Raw genomic sequence first — 16,398 nt, forward strand, 5'->3', positions numbered from 1 at the left:
CGCCTCGTTATTGCTCGCCTCGACGGCACCGTTGGTGCTCATGCGGACTTCACAATGCAAAAGGTTTCAGCGTTCACTCCAGTGATCGACCTCTCGTCTTTGACCACGTCGTTCACGATGATCTGGCAGCCGATCTGGTCCCCGTCGGTCTGGGCGACCACGTTCACGCTGACCGACGGCAGCGTCGTGGTGACCGAGAGTGTCCAGGGCAGCGGCACGTTGTCGATCCGGCGCGGCTGTGCGTTGATGTCCAGGTAGTTGATATTGGCGATCGTCCCGTTCCCGTACACCTTGTAGACCACGTGCTTGGGGTTGAACGGCTTGATGTCGTCCAGGCTGCTGTTGCCGATGCCCCGATTGTCGTGATCGCCGAAGAACGAGCGGAGCCGCGTGACGCAGAAACCCGCAACCAGCACCACGACCACGATGACGAGGACGATCCATCCCCGCCTCACCGTGTTGGCGACAGAAGTCTTTGCCACTTAAGGCCTTCCGCTAACCGGGCGTCCGGCCGCCCGTTCGATTGCTCCCACTGTGGCGACCAACCGACCGTGGTCGCACGTGTTGCTTTGATGCGCGGTGCGGCGCATGCCAATCCCCTTCGTGCTCATGAGGATTCGGCGACCAGGCCAACGCAGGTCGCGGTCAGTAGCCGGTTGAGTGCAGAGGCGAAATCGATGTTCCACTCGGGCGGGAGCACCTCGGGCTCCTCGGCGTAGGCGTCGGTGAGCCGCTGCGGTGGATTGGCGATCTGCCAGAAGGCGGCCGCCATCGAGTACGCGGCGATCAAGACGTCGAAGGCGCCCGAGCGCCCGAGCGCGGGCAGCGCGCGCTGCGTGGCATCGGCGACGGCGACCGCGGCGACGCTGATGGTCCGCCGGAATTCGACCACCCGCTCGATCGGCACCTCGTGCTCGAGATGCAGGTGCAGGTTGGCGAGCAGGTCGCAGAACAGCGTGTCGGCCGCCAGCGCGTTGGCCAGCGTTTCGGCCACCTGTGCCGGCGACTTGGGTCCGGGCGCGTCCAACTCCGCGCACACCGCCTCCGAGAACCGCACCCATCCCTCGGCGGCCAGGTGCATCAGCACCTCTTTGTGCGAAGAGAAGTAGCGGCGTACCGCGGAGTAATGAATGCCGGCCCGGCCCGCGACGGCGGTCAGCGTGACCGACGCGACGCCACTTTCGACGGCCAGGGAACGTGCGGCTTCGACGAGGGCGGCCGCACGTCGGCGCTTGTTCTCCTCGGTGCGGGCGCGTTGAAACGTGAGTTGCGCCACGCGCCGAAATATAACGCACGTCGCGTGATTTGTATAACGCACACCATGTGATTTGTCCTGGATCACACTTCCGAAAGCAGTGGTCACCGCGGCGTTTAGTTAGGGTCCCCTTGGTTATACTTCGATCGCGGCGCCAACGCGGCGATCGGTAGATTGACTTGCAGCGACGGACCAAGCTGTCCGGCGGCGCAACACCAACCGGTGAGGGGATTGAAGAATTCTAGGCTTCTGGCTCGGTTACCGGCCGGCCGCCGGTTCCCGGCGGATGGCCCGGTGACGTCCGCGTGAGAACCCAGTTCGCCAACGACGCCCCTCCCCACGCGCACACCGAGCGGCCGCTCTTCGCGAGGGTGATTCACCGGCTCGCGCTGCCCATCATCTTGGGCTGGGTAGGGATCGTCATCTTGATGGGGGCCACGCTGCCCCCGCTCGAGGTGATCGGGGCGAAGCAGGCGGTGTCGCTGAGCCCCGAGGATGCGCCGTCGTTCAAGGCGATGCGGCACTTCGGCAAGGTGTTCGGCGAAGGTACTTCGGACAGCACCGCGATGATCGTGCTGGAGGGCGCCCAACCCCTGGGCGACGACGCCCACAACTTCTACAACGACATGATCCACAGGCTGCGCGCCGACCCGAAACATGTTCAGTTCATTCAGGATTGGTGGGGCGATCCACTCACGTCGGCCGGCGCGCTGAGCAATGACAGCAAGGCCGTCATCCTCCAGGTGAATCTCGTCGGTAACCAGGGCGAGGCGCTGGCCAACGAATCCGTCGAAGCGGTTCGCAACATCATCAAAGCCCGCCCGCCACCGCCCGGCGTGAAGGTCTGGATCACCGGGGCGTCGGCGCTGGCCGACGACACCCGCGAGGCCGGTGACAAATCCACGGCCAAGATCACCATGGTCTCGGTCGCGGTGGTCTGCCTCATGTTGCTGCTCGTCTACCGCTCGATTTTCACGGTGATTCTGATGCTGCTCACGGTCGGCATCGAGATGTCGGCCGCGCGCGGCATCGTCGCCGCCCTCGGGGACACCGGCGCGATCGGCCTCACCACGTTTGCGATCAGTCTGATCACGTCGCTGACCATCGCCGCGGGAACCGACTACGGGATATTCGTCGTCGGGCGATATCAGGAGGCCCGGCAGGCGGGCGAGGACAAGGAAGCCGCGTGGTACACGATGTACCGCGGTACCGCCCACGTCATCTTGGGCTCCGGGCTGACGGTCGCCGGGGCGATGTTCTGTCTGCACTTCGCGCGGCTGCCGTCCTTCCACACCCTGGGCATCCCATGCGCGGCGGGACTGCTGATGGCCATCGCGGTGGCGCTCACGCTGCCGCCGGCGCTCGTGGTCGTCGGCAGCCGGTTCGGCCTCTTCGAGCCGAAGCGAAAGCTTCAGTTCCGCGGCTGGCGACGGGTCGGCACGGCCATCGCGCGGTGGCCGGCGCCCATCCTGGTCGCAAGCCTGGCGGTCGCGCTGGTGGGCCTGCTCACCCTGCCCGGCTATCACCCCAGCTATAACGACCGGGCCTATCTGCCCGACGAAATCCCCGCCAATCAGGGGTTCGACGCCGCCGATCGCCACTTCTCGCCGGCCAGGATGAAACCCGAAATCGTCGCGCTCGAGACGGATCACGACATGAGAAATCCGGCGGACTTCCTCGTCCTGAACAAGCTGGCCAAGGCCCTCATCGCGATTCCGGGAATCTCGCGCGTCCAGGCGATCACCCGGCCCGACGGCACGCCGCTGGCCCACACCACGCTGCCGTTCATGCTCAGCATGACGCAGGCCTTCCAGGGACAAATGCTGAAGTTTCAGAAGAAACGGATGGACGACCTCCTGACGCAGGGCGAGGATCTGGGGAAGATGGCCGCGCTCATGCAGCAGATGTATTCGCTGCTGGTGGAACTGAACGGGCTGACCCACCAGATGACGGGCACCACGCACGAGATCGAAGACAAGACGATCGAATTACGGGACCACATCGCCGATTTCGAGGACTTCTATCGGCCGTTCCGCAGCTACTTCTACTGGGAGAAGCACTGTTACGACATCCCGATCTGCTTCTCGATCAGGTCGGTCTTCGACAGCATCGACGGCATTGATGAGGTCACCGACAAGATGCACGACCTGGTCGGAAATCTCGACAAGCTCGACGCACTCATCCCGCAACTCACGGCGCAGCTGCTGCCGCAGGTCGCGGTCATGAGATCCATGCAGGACATGATGCTGACCATGCACAGCACCATGTCCGGGGTCTTCAGCCAGATGGACACCGACACCGACAATGCCACCGCGATGGGGAAGGCCTTCGACGACTCGAAGAACGACGACTCGTTCTACTTGCCGGCAGATGTGTTCAAGAACAAGGACTTTCAGCGGGCCGAGGACAGCTTCCTGTCGAAGGACGGGCATGCGGCCCGGTTCATCATCTTGCACCGGGGCGACCCCGCCACCGACGAGGGCATGAGAAGCGTCGACGCGATGCAGACGGCCGCCGAAGAGGCGCTCAAGGTGACGCCGCTGCAGAACGCCAAGGTCTCTATATACGGAACGGCGGCCATCTTCAAAGACTTCTCCGACGGCGCCAAGTGGGACCTGGTCATCGCCGGCGTCTCTTCGCTATGCCTCGTTTTCGTCATCATGCTCGTGCTCACCCGCGCGCTGGCCGCCGCCGCGGTCATCGTCGGAACGGTCGCGCTGTCGCTGGGTGCGTCTTTCGGTCTGTCCGTGCTGGTTTGGCAGTACCTGGTCGGCATGCCCCTGCACTGGCTGGTGTTGGCGATGTCCGTAATCGTGTTGTTGGCGGTGGGATCCGACTACAACCTGCTGCTGGTATCCCGCTTCCGGGAAGAGATCCACGCCGGCTTGAAAACCGGCATCATTCGGTCGATGGGCGGGACCGGGAAGGTCGTGACCAACGCCGGCCTGGTGTTCGCGTTCACGATGGCGTCCATGGTCGTCGGCGACCTGACGATCATCGCGCAGGTGGGTACCACGATCGGCCTCGGCCTGATGTTCGACACGTTGATCGTGCGCGCGTTCATGACCCCGTCCATCGCGGTGCTGCTGGGACGTTGGTTCTGGTGGCCCTTGCGGGTACGCACCCGCCCGGCCAGTACCTTGCTCCGATCGATGGGGCCCCGCCCCTGGGTCCGCGCCCTGGTGCACAACGACAAATGACCCGCCGACCCCATCCGCCTACGGGCTGACTCCGAATACCACTGATGCGCACCATCGCCCTGATCGGATTCCTCGGTGGCCTGATCACCGGCATCTCGCCATGCATCCTGCCGGTGCTCCCGGTGATCTTTCTGTCCGGCACGGGCGGCAGGCGCGGCCTGAATTCCGCAATGCGTCCCTACCTGGTGATCGCGGGCCTGGTGTGCAGCTTCAGCCTGGCCACGCTGATCGGGTCCGCGCTGCTCTCGACGCTGCACCTGCCGCAGGACGCCATCCGCTGGGCCGCGCTGGTGGTGTTGACCCTCATCGGCCTCGGGCTGATCTTCCCACCGCTGCAACACCTGATCGAGCGGCCGTTCGCGGCCCTGCCTCAGCACCAATTCGGCAGCGGCGCAGACGGTTTCGGCCTGGGGCTGACGCTGGGCGCGCTGTATGTGCCGTGCGCGGGCCCGGTGCTGGCCGCAATCGTGGTCGCCGGTGGAACGTCGTCGCTCGGGCCGGCCACGTTCGTGTTGACCGCGACGTTCGCGCTGGGCAACGCGTTGCCGCTGCTGGCTTTCGCCCTGGCCGGACGGCAAGTCGCGCAACGTGTTACGGCCTTCCGCCGCCGGCAGCGCCTGATCCAGGTGGTCGGCGGGGTCACGATGATCGTGCTGGCGGTCGCGCTGGTGTTCAACCTGCCCGCGATGCTGCAGCGCGCCGTCCCCGACTACACGTCGGCGATGCAGAACCGGATCGGCGCCAACGAGATTCAGCGCACGCTGAACTCGGAGCGCCCACCGCCGACGACCACGACGGGTAGCGCGCTGGAGCTGAATCAGGGCAGCACGAGCAACGATTCGCTGAGCAACTGCGCGCCCGGTGCCGAGCAGCTGCAGAACTGCGGTCCCGCGCCCGCCCTCACCGGCATCACCGGCTGGCTCAACACCCCGGACGGCAAACCGCTGGATCCGGCGGCGGTGCAGGGCAAGGTGGTGCTGATCGACTTCTGGGCCTACTCGTGCATCAACTGCCAACGCTCCATCCCGCACCTGGTCGACTGGTACAACCGCTACCGCGACAACGGACTGGTGGTCGTCGGCGTGCACGCTCCCGAGTACGCGTTCGAGCGGGTTGCCGGCAACGTGGCCAGTGGCGCGGCCGGGCTGCACATGGACTACCCCATCGCGCTGGACAACGACTACGCCACCTGGAACAACTACCACAACCTGTACTGGCCGGCCGAGTACCTGATCGACGCGCACGGGAATGTCCGCCACACGAAATTCGGCGAGGGCGACTACGGCGGCACCGAGAGCCTGATCCGCCAGCTGCTCGTCGACGCCAATCCCAACACCCGCCTGCCCGCTGCAGTGAACGGCGCCGACACCACCCCGCAGACCATGCTCACCCCGGAGACCTACCTGACCCCCGACCGGGCCGGAAACTACGGCGGCGACGGCGGATACAAGGCGGCAAGCGGCGACTTCAGCTTCCCGGCGCAGCTGGCCAACGACAAGTTCGCGTTGCGCGGCCGCTGGACCCTGGACGACCAGGGCGCCACCGCCGAGAGCGACGACGCCGCGATGCGGCTGAACTACACCGCCAAGGACGTCTACGTCGTGGTCGGCGGCACCGGCAGCCTCACCGTGACCCGAGACGGAAAGACGACCACGACGCCGATCGGCGGGCCGCCCACCTTGCATCAGATCGTGGACGACCCCGCCGCGCACCGCGATCAGCTCGACATGCAGGTGAGCAAGGGCCTGCAGGTGTTTTCCTTCACGTATGGCTAGCGCGCCGATGAGCAAAGGGAATACGTCCGCGCTCGCGGACGTTAGAGTTGCCACGATGACTGGGGCACCGGGGGCAACTGGCGAACTTGACGGGTTGCTGCGGCGCGTCGCGGGCGGCGACGCCGAGGCCTTCGCCGCTGTCTACGACCTCACCAAGAGCCGGGTGTTCGGGCTGGTGGTGCGGGTGCTCCGGGACGCCGGCTACAGCGAGGAAACCACCCAGGAGATCTACCTCGAGGTGTGGCGAAGCGCGTCGGACTACGACCCGGCCAGGGGTTCGGCGCTGTCCTGGCTGCTGACCATGGCCCACCGCCGGGCCATCGACCGGGTGCGGGCCGAGCAGGCCGGTACCCGACGCGAATCACGTTACGGCGCAGCCAATCTCGAGCCAGCCAGTGACGTCGTCTCCGACTCGGCGATCGCGGGCGATGAGCGCCGCCGGGTCGCCGAATGCCTGGGCGCGCTGACCGATGCGCAACGCCAGTGCATCGAGCTGGCCTACTATGGCGGCCTGACGTATTCCGAAGTCTCACAGCGGTTGGCGGCCAACTTGTCGACGATCAAATCGCGCATCCGCGACGGGCTGCGCGGTCTGCGCAATTGCCTGGACGTGCCATGACCGAGCCACACGAACTCGAGCTGATCGACCTGGCCGCGCCGTATGCACTGCACGCGTTGTCCGACGCGGAGCGTGCCGACATCGATCGGCGGGTCGCGGCCGCGCCATCGCGGATCGCGGCGGTCTTCGCCGAGGAGGTCCGCGCCGTCCGGGAAACCATGGCGATGCTGTCGGCGGCTACCACCGCCGAGCCGCCCGCACACCTGCGCGCCGCGGTCTTGGGCGTGGCGCACGTCCCGACGTTGGATGCCAAGCGCCCAGTACGTTGGCGCACAACGGTTTTGGTGTCAGTCGCGGCGGCGATCGTGGCGGGCCTGACCGCCCTCGGCGTGCAGGTGGTGCTGCGGCCGTCGAGCACACCGTCGCTGGCCCAGCAGGTGCTGGCGGCGCCGGACGTGCAGACGGTGTCCGCACCACTGGCCAGCGGCAACGCCACGGTGATGTTCTCGCACGAGCGCAATGCCGGCGTGCTGGTGATGAACAACGTCCCGCCGCCGGCCCCGGGCACCGTCTATCAGATGTGGCTGATCGGGGCTAACGGCCCGGCGTCGGCCGGGACCATGGGGCCCGCGGCGGTCACGCCGTCGACGACGGCGACCCTCGCCAACATCGGCTCGTCCAAGGCCCTGGCGTTCACCGTCGAGCCCGGCACCGGCTCACCGCTGCCCACGAGCAAGATCCTGGCCGAATTGCCGTTGAGCTAGCGGCAACCCGCGTTCAGCGCCGGCGGCGTGGCAGCAGCCGGAAGCCCCGCGGTTTGAGGGTCAGCGACTCGGCGATCTGCAGCTCGTAGGCCTCCGGCGCGGTCAGCGCGTAGCGGTGCAGGATCAGCCCGAGCGCCAGCACCGCCTCGTGCAACGCGAACTGCCGGCCGATGCAGGACCGCTTGCCGGTCCCGAACGGCTTGTACGCGTGCGCCGGGCGGCTTTTCGCCTGACCCGCGCCGAAGCGGTCGGGATCGAACCGGTCGGGATCCGGCCACACCTGCGGGTCGCGGTGCAGCAGCGGCAGAAAAACCAGCGCCCAATCGCCTTCGTTCATCCGGTACCGCCCGCCGAGCACGGTGTCGCACCGGGCCGCCCTCAGGTACCCGGGCGCGGTCGGCCACAGCCGCAACGCCTCGTCGAGCGCGGCCCGCACGTAGCGCAGCTTGGCGACGTCGGCGAAGGCGGGCTCGGGGTCGGCCGTCTCGCCCCACAGCGCGTCCACCTCCGCTTGCGCCCGGGCCAGCGCCCCCTGGTCGCGGGTCAGGTAATACAGCGCGAAGGACAGTGCGCCCGAGGTGGTTTCGTGGCCGGCGACCAGGAAGGTGATCATTTGGTGGCGGATGTTGACCGGATCCAGCCGGTCGCCGGTCCCGGGGTGGGCGGTGCGCAGCATCCGGCCGAGCAGGTCGGGGGCGTCCGACGCCGGGTCGTCGAGCCGGGCGCGGATGACCTGGTCGACGGTGCCCCGTAACGTCGCGACGTCAGCGTCGTGCTGGGCGGCCGAACCGGCCACCAGCCGGCGCACCGGCGCCCACGGCAGCACGGCCGAAACCCTGGCATAGTGCAGCGCCCGGGTCATCGCGACGACGAACGGATGCGGCTCGTCGCGGTCGAAAGAGGCGAACCGGTAACCGAATCCGGTACGCCCGATGGTCTCCATGGTCAACCGGGTGGTGTCGGGGGTGACGTCGACGGGTTGGCCGCGGTCGGCGGCGGCGTCCCAGCGGGCCAGCAGCTCGCGGGCCACCTCCAGCATGACCGCGTGGTAGCCGCTCATCGCCTCACGGGTGAACGCCGGCGCCAGAATGTCATGTGCGAGTTGCCAATTCGGCTCGTCGTCCTCGGCGGTGAACAGGGCATCACCGACGACCTGGCGCAGTGGGGGCAGGTGCAATCCGACGAACTTACAAAACCGGCTCTCGTCGCTCAGGTCGCCGGCCAGGTCGGCCCCGCCGACCGTGACGATCTGGGTCCGCAGCACCTTGCGGACCGAGATCGGCCCCAGGCCGCGCGACTGGGCGAGCACCGTCTGGACCGGCTTGCCGACCTTGATGCCCACCACGTCCCCGATGACCGGCACCCGGCGCGGTGGGTGCGGGATCGTCGCGATGTCCACGCCACGATCATTGCTTGGGCCGCAGGACCCCACCCGCGATTGCGATAAACACGCCAAACACGACGAGCGCGGCGCCGGCGCCCAACGTCAGGTCGAGCCACTGACGCAGGCTGGCCTCGGCGTGACCGACCATGACGTCGGCGACCTGGCGGACGTTCCCGGTGGTGGTGTTGAGCGCGTCGTTGACGTAGCGGGCGCCGGTTTCGATGCCCACCCAGCCGGCCGCCCCGACCAGCAGCGCCGAGACCCCCAGCGTGGTCAGCGCCATCCCGCGCCGCCGGGCGGCCAGCAGCGTCAGCAGGGCGCACAGGCCGCACCACCCCAGCGCGACGCTGGTCGCCCGGGAACCCCAGTCGCCGACTCGGTTCAGCTCGCCCTGCCGCACCGGGTCCGACATCGAGGGCACCGCGATTGTCAGCGGAACGGTGAGGCTGGTCGGCGGCCTGACATGGTAGCTGGTCAGCAGCTGCTGAATCGAGGGGTCGTTGAGCATCGGAGCCAGGTCGACCGTCCACTCGTCGCTGTCCTGGTTGGGCCGCGGATCGCTGAACAACCAGCCGTGCGCGGCCCGGTTGGCCTGGGCGAACAGCGTCGGAAACGACGGGCCCGCGGTGAAGGCAGCGGCGGCGGCATGCACCGCGTTGGGGTCGGCGGGCACCCGCCCGCCGTTGTGCGCCGCGATGAGCGACGTCGCCCTGGTGGTCAGCTCGGCGGCCATCGCCGACTGCAGCGCCGGGTCGTCGGCCGCCCGCTGCGCCAGCGCGGCGTAGCCGTCGGGGTCCACGATGTTGTGCTGCACCCAGGTCGCGGGCACCACGACGGCCAGCGCAACGGTGGTGGCCAGCCAGAACGCCAGCGCCGCTACGAATCGCACGCCTAGAACCTACTGCGCGATTCCCCGCAGGTAGGCCGCCTGGCCGAGGTGTTGGGCGCAGTCGTCGATGATGCTTACCAGCCGGGCGCTGGCAGTCACCGGCGGATCCCAGTTGGTGTCGACGACGCGGGACAGCTCGTCGGCGGTGACGCCGGCGACGTACTCGAGGCTCAGCTTGTGGACGGCGTGGTAGTAGCCGGACAGCAGGTCGGCCGGGGCGCGCACCTTCGCGACCTGTTCGGCTTTGTGGCCGTAACCGGTGTCGTTGCGCGGCAGGTCCAGCCCGAACCGGTCGACCCAACCGTCGCGGAACCACACCTGCTCCACCCCGGCCACATCGGCCAGCTGGATGTCCTGGACCCGCGCGCTGTGCCAGACCAGCCAGGCGATGCTATTGGCGTCGGGGGTGGGCCGGTAGTCGGAGACCTCGTCGGTCAGGCCCTCGGTCACCTCGTCGACGTGTTCGATCAACCGGGTGAACGCGTCGCGCAGTAGTTCTTGGGTGGCGGCGTCGGCGTTGGACATAGAACCGACACTACGGGCGTCTCACGAACCCCCGTGCCAGACGGCCTCGACGTTGTTGCCGTCCGGATCGCGGACGAAGGCGCCGAAGTAGCCGGGGTGATATTCCGGCCACAGCCGCGGCTCGTGCAGCGACTCGGCACCCAGCCCCATCGCCGCCTCGTAGAAGGCGCGCACGGCGTTTTCGTCGGCCGCGGCAAAAGCCAGGTGCACCTCCCGGTTGGGGCCGGTCCCCTGCGAGATCCAGAAGGTCGGCTTGCCGTCGCGCCCGTAACCGATGGCCTCGCCGAAATCCAGCTGCCGCGAGAACCCGAGGACCCTCAGCACACCGTCGTAGAAGGCCTGCGATTTCGGGAAGTCGGCGCAGTTGATGCCGATGTGGTCGATCACGGAAAAGATCCTGGCACGACCCCGGCCGCGGTCGTAGATTATTTAGGGGTACTTCTATAACCTTTGAGCTGCGACTCAGGTTGTTTAGACACAACGTTGGACACAATCCAAGTGATATTGTCCCTGGTTATGGCGTCAATCTCACCGCAACCTAGTAGCCGATTCCCCGATGGACGGAAGGTCCGGTACCGGCACCCTGACGGCAGTGCTGGGGCGACCACATTCCCCGATCTCCGCAACGCCGAGAAGTTCGTCGCAATGATTGACGCGCTCGGAGTGTCGGACGCACTGCAACGTATCGGCAGGACCGCGCCGCAGCCGATAACAGCGCTCTCCCCTACCGTCGCGGCCACCCTAGAGCGGTATGCGGCGTCGCGGCCGTCGCTGGACACCGCGAACAAGTACCGCATCATCGCGAAGCACACCATCAACCCCGTGCTCGGTTGTGTGTCCGTCGCGGAGCTGACAGTGGACGATGTCCAGTCGTGGCTTAATGGCTTAACCATCGCGGGTCGGTCAATCGTCCAGGCCCATATGTTGCTGAAGGCGGCGCTGACGGCCGCGATTGATCGCGGTGAACTGAGCATCAATCCAGCGCGGAAAGCGTCCCGGTCTGGCGGCTCCGGTGTTCGCATCCCGCGCCGGCCACCCGGCAAGCAAGCGGTGTTCTTATCCCGCCACGAAGCGGTGCTAGTAGTGGCAGCTGTGCCGGATCGGCAGCGGGTGCTGATTGAGTTTCTGTTGGCGACCGGCTGCCGGATCGGCGAAGCCCTGGCGCTCACCCCGGCCGACATCGGGACCGGGACTGCCACGTTTAACAAGTCGTACAGCCGCCGCGCCAACGCAGCCGGAAACCGCCCCTTCGATCTAGGAGCCGCCAAGACCGCAGCCAGTGAGCGCACCATAGCGGTGCCGCAAGGAGTGCTCGACAAGCTGAACATGTCGGGCGCACTAGTGTTCACCAACGACACGGGGTACGCCATCAACGCGGACAGCTTTCGCAAGAACGTGTGGATTCCGGCGATGGCCAAGAGCGGACTGCCGAAGCACCGCCGCCCCGGTTTGCACGATCTGCGGCATACCCATGCTTCCCGGCTGATCGACGCTGGGATATCGATTGTTGCCGTCTCAAAGCGCCTAGGACACTCGAACGTGTCGATCACCCTGTCGACCTACGCGCACGTCGCCTCAGACGCTGACGAGCGGATTCTTGCGGCGCTGGCGTGAGTTAGGCACCGGCAGAACATCTTTGGTAATCGCGCACGCCGCGATGATCTTCTCGATGTCGTGGGCGGAGAAACGTAGGTGACGGCAGATGCGGCGGGCGGGGAATTCTCCGGAACGCACGCGGTCTTTCAGCCAGTCTTCGCTGTCGCACTGTAAGAGTTCACAAACTTCGGTGACGCTATAGAGGCGGGGTACTACTTCCATCGCTTTTTCTCATGGTGTTGTTACGCGTTCTCCTCGCACCGTCCGGTGCACGCACCAATGCACAGAGTAACGGGGTCCATTGTGCACTATCACAGTTATTAGTGCACCTATCCACCTACTTCATTGTGCACTACTACGACAATTAGCTTTTCTCATCAAATGCAGAACTACAGCTTGACTGTCACGATCGACTTAATAACAGCTACTACTCGCAGGACTTCGGATTGAAGATCAGGGACTCTAACGCGACGAGGAGCTAGTAATCGCAGCCCAGCTTCTCGGAGCCAGGAGGGAAGCGAGCATAGCTGTCCCTGTCGGGGGAACAGCTATGCACCAGGCGTTCTCGTATGCCGAGTCGGTCGCGGTGTGTATCTCACTGTGGGCTACGGGTATTGCTCGTTTGCCCCAAGGCCGAAGAACTTCTGGTAATGCCCCCATCGGGGTGATGCGGCGCCGGGCTTGCCTTCTATTTATCACCGCGCTCACCAGAAACGGACTGGCCACCTCGGAGGATGACCAGCAGAAGTGATTCCGCTCTGACCGGAGACGACCGGGAGGTTAGTCCCGTACCCCGAAACAGTCGGGGTCAGCTGGGGGAATTGGTGGAGGTTCGGGTTTATTAGCCCTCATTGAAAGCGTAACACGTAGTTTTATCTCCGAACCGTTTTCATTAGACTCGGACTTATACTGAATACAGAAATAGACAAAGAAATGGAGCCTCTAGTAATGCACACATGTCAGACATGCGGGCGCACGGGCACGCTGTCCGGCGACGTGTTGATTTTCGTCCGGCAGAACGGTTCGGTGCGTGCCGATCAGGTTGCAGAACACTTCGGTCTTCCACATTGGCAGGCCAGCCGCGCACTCTGCCATCTCGCCGACCGAGGATGCCTTACCCGAGTTTGCCGAGGCGAGTACAGCGCGAACCTAGAGCTGAGACGGCAGGCATTGCTTGAGCAGCTTGAAAGATTGACCCCCGCATGACGTGCCCGACGGCTTACCGACTGCTTCGCGTGCGGCCAGTACTTTGCGCGGGCGCCATCAAGTAGGCCGCCACTCGCAAGTTGCTGCCAGCCGGTAAACAACGTTTCCAATTCGAACTTGCTCAGCGCACAACACTGTGCGCGTCCGTTCGCCAGGCCTGCGGCGAATCCTGCGAAGCACCTCTGAGCATCTCCGTCCGCGCGTAGTCTTGCGTCCCAGTGGAGACGGATTTCGAGTACGAGCGAATCAGCCCTGAGGCCTTTGAGCAGCTAGCGGTGGCGTTGGCGGAGATGGCCATCGGACACGGTATCGAGGTTTACGGCCCTGGCCGCGACGGTGGCCGCGAGGCCACATATACCGGGCCAATCGATTGGTCGGCCACCGGCGATGGCGACAAATGGAACGGCTACACGGTCGTGCAGGCCAAGCAGTGCCAAACACCATCCGATCCAGCGGGCAATCTTCAGTGGCTTAACAGCACACTGCGCGAAGAGTTCAAGAGATGGATGGACCCGGACAGCAGGCGCACGCAGTTCCCTCAATATCTGCTTGTGATCACGAATGTGAGGCTTTCCGCCGCCGATCCCGCGGGCGGAATCGATGAGATCCGAAGCTTGATCGATCACTGGCTTAAGTACGAGTTCGAGTTCGACGGGCATGAGCCAAGCACGTTGCGCCGGCGTGGATTACGCGATGTAAAGGTCTGGCATCGCGACAAACTCAACGTCCTTGTCAGCATCAATCGAGACGTTCGGCAGCGGTTCGCGCCGCTTCTCACGATGGGCGACATTCTGGCTCGTCTTGAGCGCTTGGATCAGCTCCTACCAGGGTTGATACCACCCGATGACATCGCCGGAGTCCTGGTAGACCACGCACAGACGACAATCCAGGGCGAACGGTGGGTTCGCTTCGACGAAGCGGGTGACGATTTTAACCGTCAGTCAGTCGAACGCGTGATCGTTGATCTCCCGGTTCTTGATCAAAAGGGCAACCGCGGCTTGGCATTGCAGGTTGTGCTTGAACGCGGCTCTCGTGTACTAAGTCAGTCTCTTTGGAAGGCCACTGAGGCTGATGAACCACAGCCGCCCCGTCACCTGGTGATAACCGGCGCGCCCGGCAACGGCAAGTCAACCATCGCCAAATACCTCACACAGGTTTTCCGGGCCTCATTCGCGCGAGCCGATGCCAATGAACCGGCAGTGCAGGCCATCATCGATGACACTGACAAGTCGTTAGACCGGCTGAAACTCACTGCGCCCCAAAGCCCCCGCTGGCCGATACGCATCGACCTAGCACCGATGGCTGAGAGGATGGGACCTGATTCTGGCGGGCCTAATATCCGCACGTACTTGTGCCAGCAAATCACTCTCGACTCAAGTGTTCCGGTGCATCTCGGCACTCTTGACCAGTGGTTAAAGTTGTGGCCCAGCATTATTTTGCTAGATGGTCTCGATGAGGTTACTCACCCAGCAGTACGTCAACGTGTCCTTGGAGAGATCACGGCACTTGTCGACAAAGCGAATGCGCTTGACTGTGACCTGCTCGTTGTCGTCACGACGCGTCCAACCGGCTATACGTCGTTGCTCCCAGACCATTTCGAACAAATCGACCTAACTGAATTCACGCGCCAAGAAGCGCAACGTTATGGCCGCCATGTCACGGCCCAGCGACTGGCCGGAGACCCGGTCTTCCGTCGCACGGCATTGAAACGTTTCGAGGACGCCGCGAAGTCCCCCGCCGTCGAGCGGTTACTAACCACGCCCCTGCAAGTCCTCATCTTGACAGTGATTGTTGCTCGATCGGGGCCGCTACCCGCCAACAGATACGAGCTCTTCTGGACCTACTACGACACTGTTTTTAAGCGCGAAGCTGCTAAGCCAACCACCTACCGCAACTTCATCAATGACCACCGCGCTGAGATCACCGACCTTCATCAGCGGGTTGGCGTTGTGTTGCACCGCTACTGCGAGGCAACGCGAGAATTGCGTGGGCGGCTGCCCATGGTCGAACTGAAAGAAATCGCGCGCGACCGGATGATCAAGCTTGGATACGGAATTCCGGAAGCCAACGACTTGGCCAACACCATGGTCACCGTGGCCACGCACCGGCTCGTACTGCTGGTCGCCGATGAAGACGAGACAGTGTCTTTCGACATTCGTAGCCTCCAGGAGTTGATGGCTGGTTGCGCACTCGTCGACATGCCCGAAGCCGACCAGCGAGAGAATCTCGTCACCGCAGCCTGTAGTCCGCACTGGCGCAATGCTTGGCTGTTCGGCGCAGGCAGGTTGTTCACCGGAAACGACCACCAACGCAACCTCGTCCTTAAGGTGGTCGAGCAGTGCGACGAGGTGGGACACTGGCACGGCTGGTTATACCCTGCAGCACCGGAATTGGCCGCAGACCTACTGGATGACGGTCTAGCAGCCAACCGGCCCAACGATCGCCGCCGCCTGATTGAGGTGGTATTGCGGGTTCTGAGCGGTCCGCTGCCCACAGACCCGAAATCCCTCGCAATGAAGCTCGCGGCAGCCACCAACGAGACCGGTCACACGGGCCCTGACGTGGCCGGTATCAGAAGTGACAGGCTGTTTGTCCGAGATCGACTGCGCGATGCGTTCGCAAGGAACACCCCAGATGAGGTCGGGTACGCCGTCGGCGCGATACTGCTTCGCTTTGGGGCGTTTGGCGCGCACATCCCTGGCCAGCCCGCAGATCTCAGTCAATTCGTCGACCTGTGGAATGAACGCGGCCCCGGTGGGCAGATGGTCGAAATCGGTCAATTTCTGTTGGACACCCTTCAGAGCTACGCACCGGAGAGCTATCCGCCAACAACGCTCGTACTACGGGCGCTCGACGAGTGCAACCAGCTCCGAATGCGGCGCGGCAAACAGGGCAACCTTTTGCCAGTCATAAATTTTCGTAAAGCATTTGGGGCCCATGATCTTTACGCCGCGCTGGAAGATTCCGAAGCGGAACAGGACCTTCAGATTATCATCGCCGCTGTGCCGCCGGAGGGTTGGCCCGTCATCACCTTCCTCGCCCAGCGTTACTGGCCGACCGCCTCGCGATGGCCGATCTCAGAACGACTTCGGGTTGCCGGGGATGATCCGCCGGGGCAAGAGCCTCAGTCGTGAAGTGCAGTACGGTGCGGTCTCCAGGAATCTCAGACTGAGATCGCTGATGTCTCAGAACTAAGAATTGGAACAGCTTTGGCCGGTAACGCTGCGGGAACTAAAAACCCACGT

General features: G+C 64.6%; 13 protein-coding genes. 6 read left to right on the forward strand and 7 right to left on the reverse strand.

Annotated elements, in window-relative coordinates; genetic code table 11:
- Positions 1-38 precede the first annotated feature (38 nt).
- Positions 39-482, reverse strand: coding sequence for an MmpS family transport accessory protein (locus MRAB57_RS04465; protein ID WP_173813897.1), 444 nt, complete (start codon positions 480-482; stop codon positions 39-41).
- 125 nt (positions 483-607) lie between these two features.
- On the reverse strand, positions 608-1,288 hold the full coding sequence (locus tag MRAB57_RS04470; RefSeq protein ID WP_077090390.1) for a TetR/AcrR family transcriptional regulator: 681 nt from the start codon (positions 1,286-1,288) through the stop codon (positions 608-610).
- A gap of 272 nt (positions 1,289-1,560) precedes the next feature.
- Between MRAB57_RS04470 and MRAB57_RS04475 the strand changes: the two genes are divergently transcribed.
- The 4 genes from MRAB57_RS04475 to MRAB57_RS04490 are packed head-to-tail and all read left to right on the forward strand — an operon-like array spanning position 1,561 to position 7,553.
- Positions 1,561-4,455 carry an MMPL/RND family transporter gene (locus tag MRAB57_RS04475; RefSeq protein WP_077086481.1) on the forward strand — a complete coding sequence of 965 codons (2,895 nt, stop codon included), beginning with the start codon at positions 1,561-1,563 and terminating at the stop codon, positions 4,453-4,455.
- A gap of 44 nt (positions 4,456-4,499) precedes the next feature.
- Positions 4,500-6,230, forward strand: coding sequence for a cytochrome c biogenesis protein DipZ (locus MRAB57_RS04480; RefSeq protein WP_077086482.1), 1,731 nt, complete (start codon positions 4,500-4,502; stop codon positions 6,228-6,230).
- 55 nt (positions 6,231-6,285) lie between these two features.
- Positions 6,286-6,849: a sigma-70 family RNA polymerase sigma factor gene (locus MRAB57_RS04485; RefSeq protein ID WP_077086483.1), complete on the forward strand. Its 564-nt coding sequence runs from the start codon at positions 6,286-6,288 to the stop codon at positions 6,847-6,849.
- A complete protein-coding gene (locus MRAB57_RS04490; RefSeq protein WP_077086484.1) occupies positions 6,846-7,553 on the forward strand; it encodes an anti-sigma factor in 708 nt (235 codons plus the stop codon). The genes MRAB57_RS04485 and MRAB57_RS04490 overlap by 4 nt, the downstream gene beginning before the upstream one ends.
- Before the next feature lie 13 nt (positions 7,554-7,566).
- On the opposite strand, the gene MRAB57_RS04495 is transcribed toward MRAB57_RS04490, so the two are convergent.
- From MRAB57_RS04495 to MRAB57_RS04510, 4 genes are read right to left on the reverse strand one after another with little or no spacing between them, the layout of a single operon-like run.
- Positions 7,567-8,952 (reverse strand): cytochrome P450, encoded by a 1,386-nt coding sequence (locus tag MRAB57_RS04495; protein ID WP_077086485.1) that lies wholly within the window; start codon positions 8,950-8,952, stop codon positions 7,567-7,569.
- 7 nt (positions 8,953-8,959) lie between these two features.
- Positions 8,960-9,826, reverse strand: coding sequence for a hypothetical protein (locus MRAB57_RS04500; protein ID WP_077086486.1), 867 nt, complete (start codon positions 9,824-9,826; stop codon positions 8,960-8,962).
- A 9-nt stretch (positions 9,827-9,835) separates the two neighbouring features.
- Entirely contained in the window at positions 9,836-10,351 is a 516-nt protein-coding gene (locus tag MRAB57_RS04505) for a mycothiol transferase (protein WP_077086487.1), read from the reverse strand.
- A 21-nt stretch (positions 10,352-10,372) separates the two neighbouring features.
- The gene (locus MRAB57_RS04510; RefSeq protein ID WP_077086488.1) at positions 10,373-10,738 is read right to left on the reverse strand and encodes a VOC family protein; all 366 of its coding nucleotides are present in this window, start codon (positions 10,736-10,738) and stop codon (positions 10,373-10,375) included.
- A 258-nt stretch (positions 10,739-10,996) separates the two neighbouring features.
- Between MRAB57_RS04510 and MRAB57_RS04515 the strand changes: the two genes are divergently transcribed.
- Positions 10,997-11,965 (forward strand): tyrosine-type recombinase/integrase, encoded by a 969-nt coding sequence (locus tag MRAB57_RS04515; protein ID WP_077086489.1) that lies wholly within the window; start codon positions 10,997-10,999, stop codon positions 11,963-11,965.
- Here the strand turns inward: MRAB57_RS04515 and MRAB57_RS04520 are convergent.
- Complete coding sequence (locus MRAB57_RS04520; RefSeq protein ID WP_077086490.1) at positions 11,927-12,169, reverse strand: helix-turn-helix domain-containing protein; 243 nt, start codon at positions 12,167-12,169, stop codon at positions 11,927-11,929. The genes MRAB57_RS04515 and MRAB57_RS04520 overlap by 39 nt on opposite strands.
- 1,202 nt (positions 12,170-13,371) lie before the next feature.
- Here MRAB57_RS04520 and MRAB57_RS04525 point away from each other — a divergent pair.
- The gene (locus tag MRAB57_RS04525; RefSeq protein ID WP_077086491.1) at positions 13,372-16,287 is read left to right on the forward strand and encodes an NACHT domain-containing protein; all 2,916 of its coding nucleotides are present in this window, start codon (positions 13,372-13,374) and stop codon (positions 16,285-16,287) included.
- Positions 16,288-16,398 lie beyond the last annotated feature (111 nt).

Source organism: Mycobacterium rhizamassiliense, assembly GCF_900157375.1.
Lineage (GTDB): Bacteria > Actinomycetota > Actinomycetes > Mycobacteriales > Mycobacteriaceae > Mycobacterium > Mycobacterium rhizamassiliense.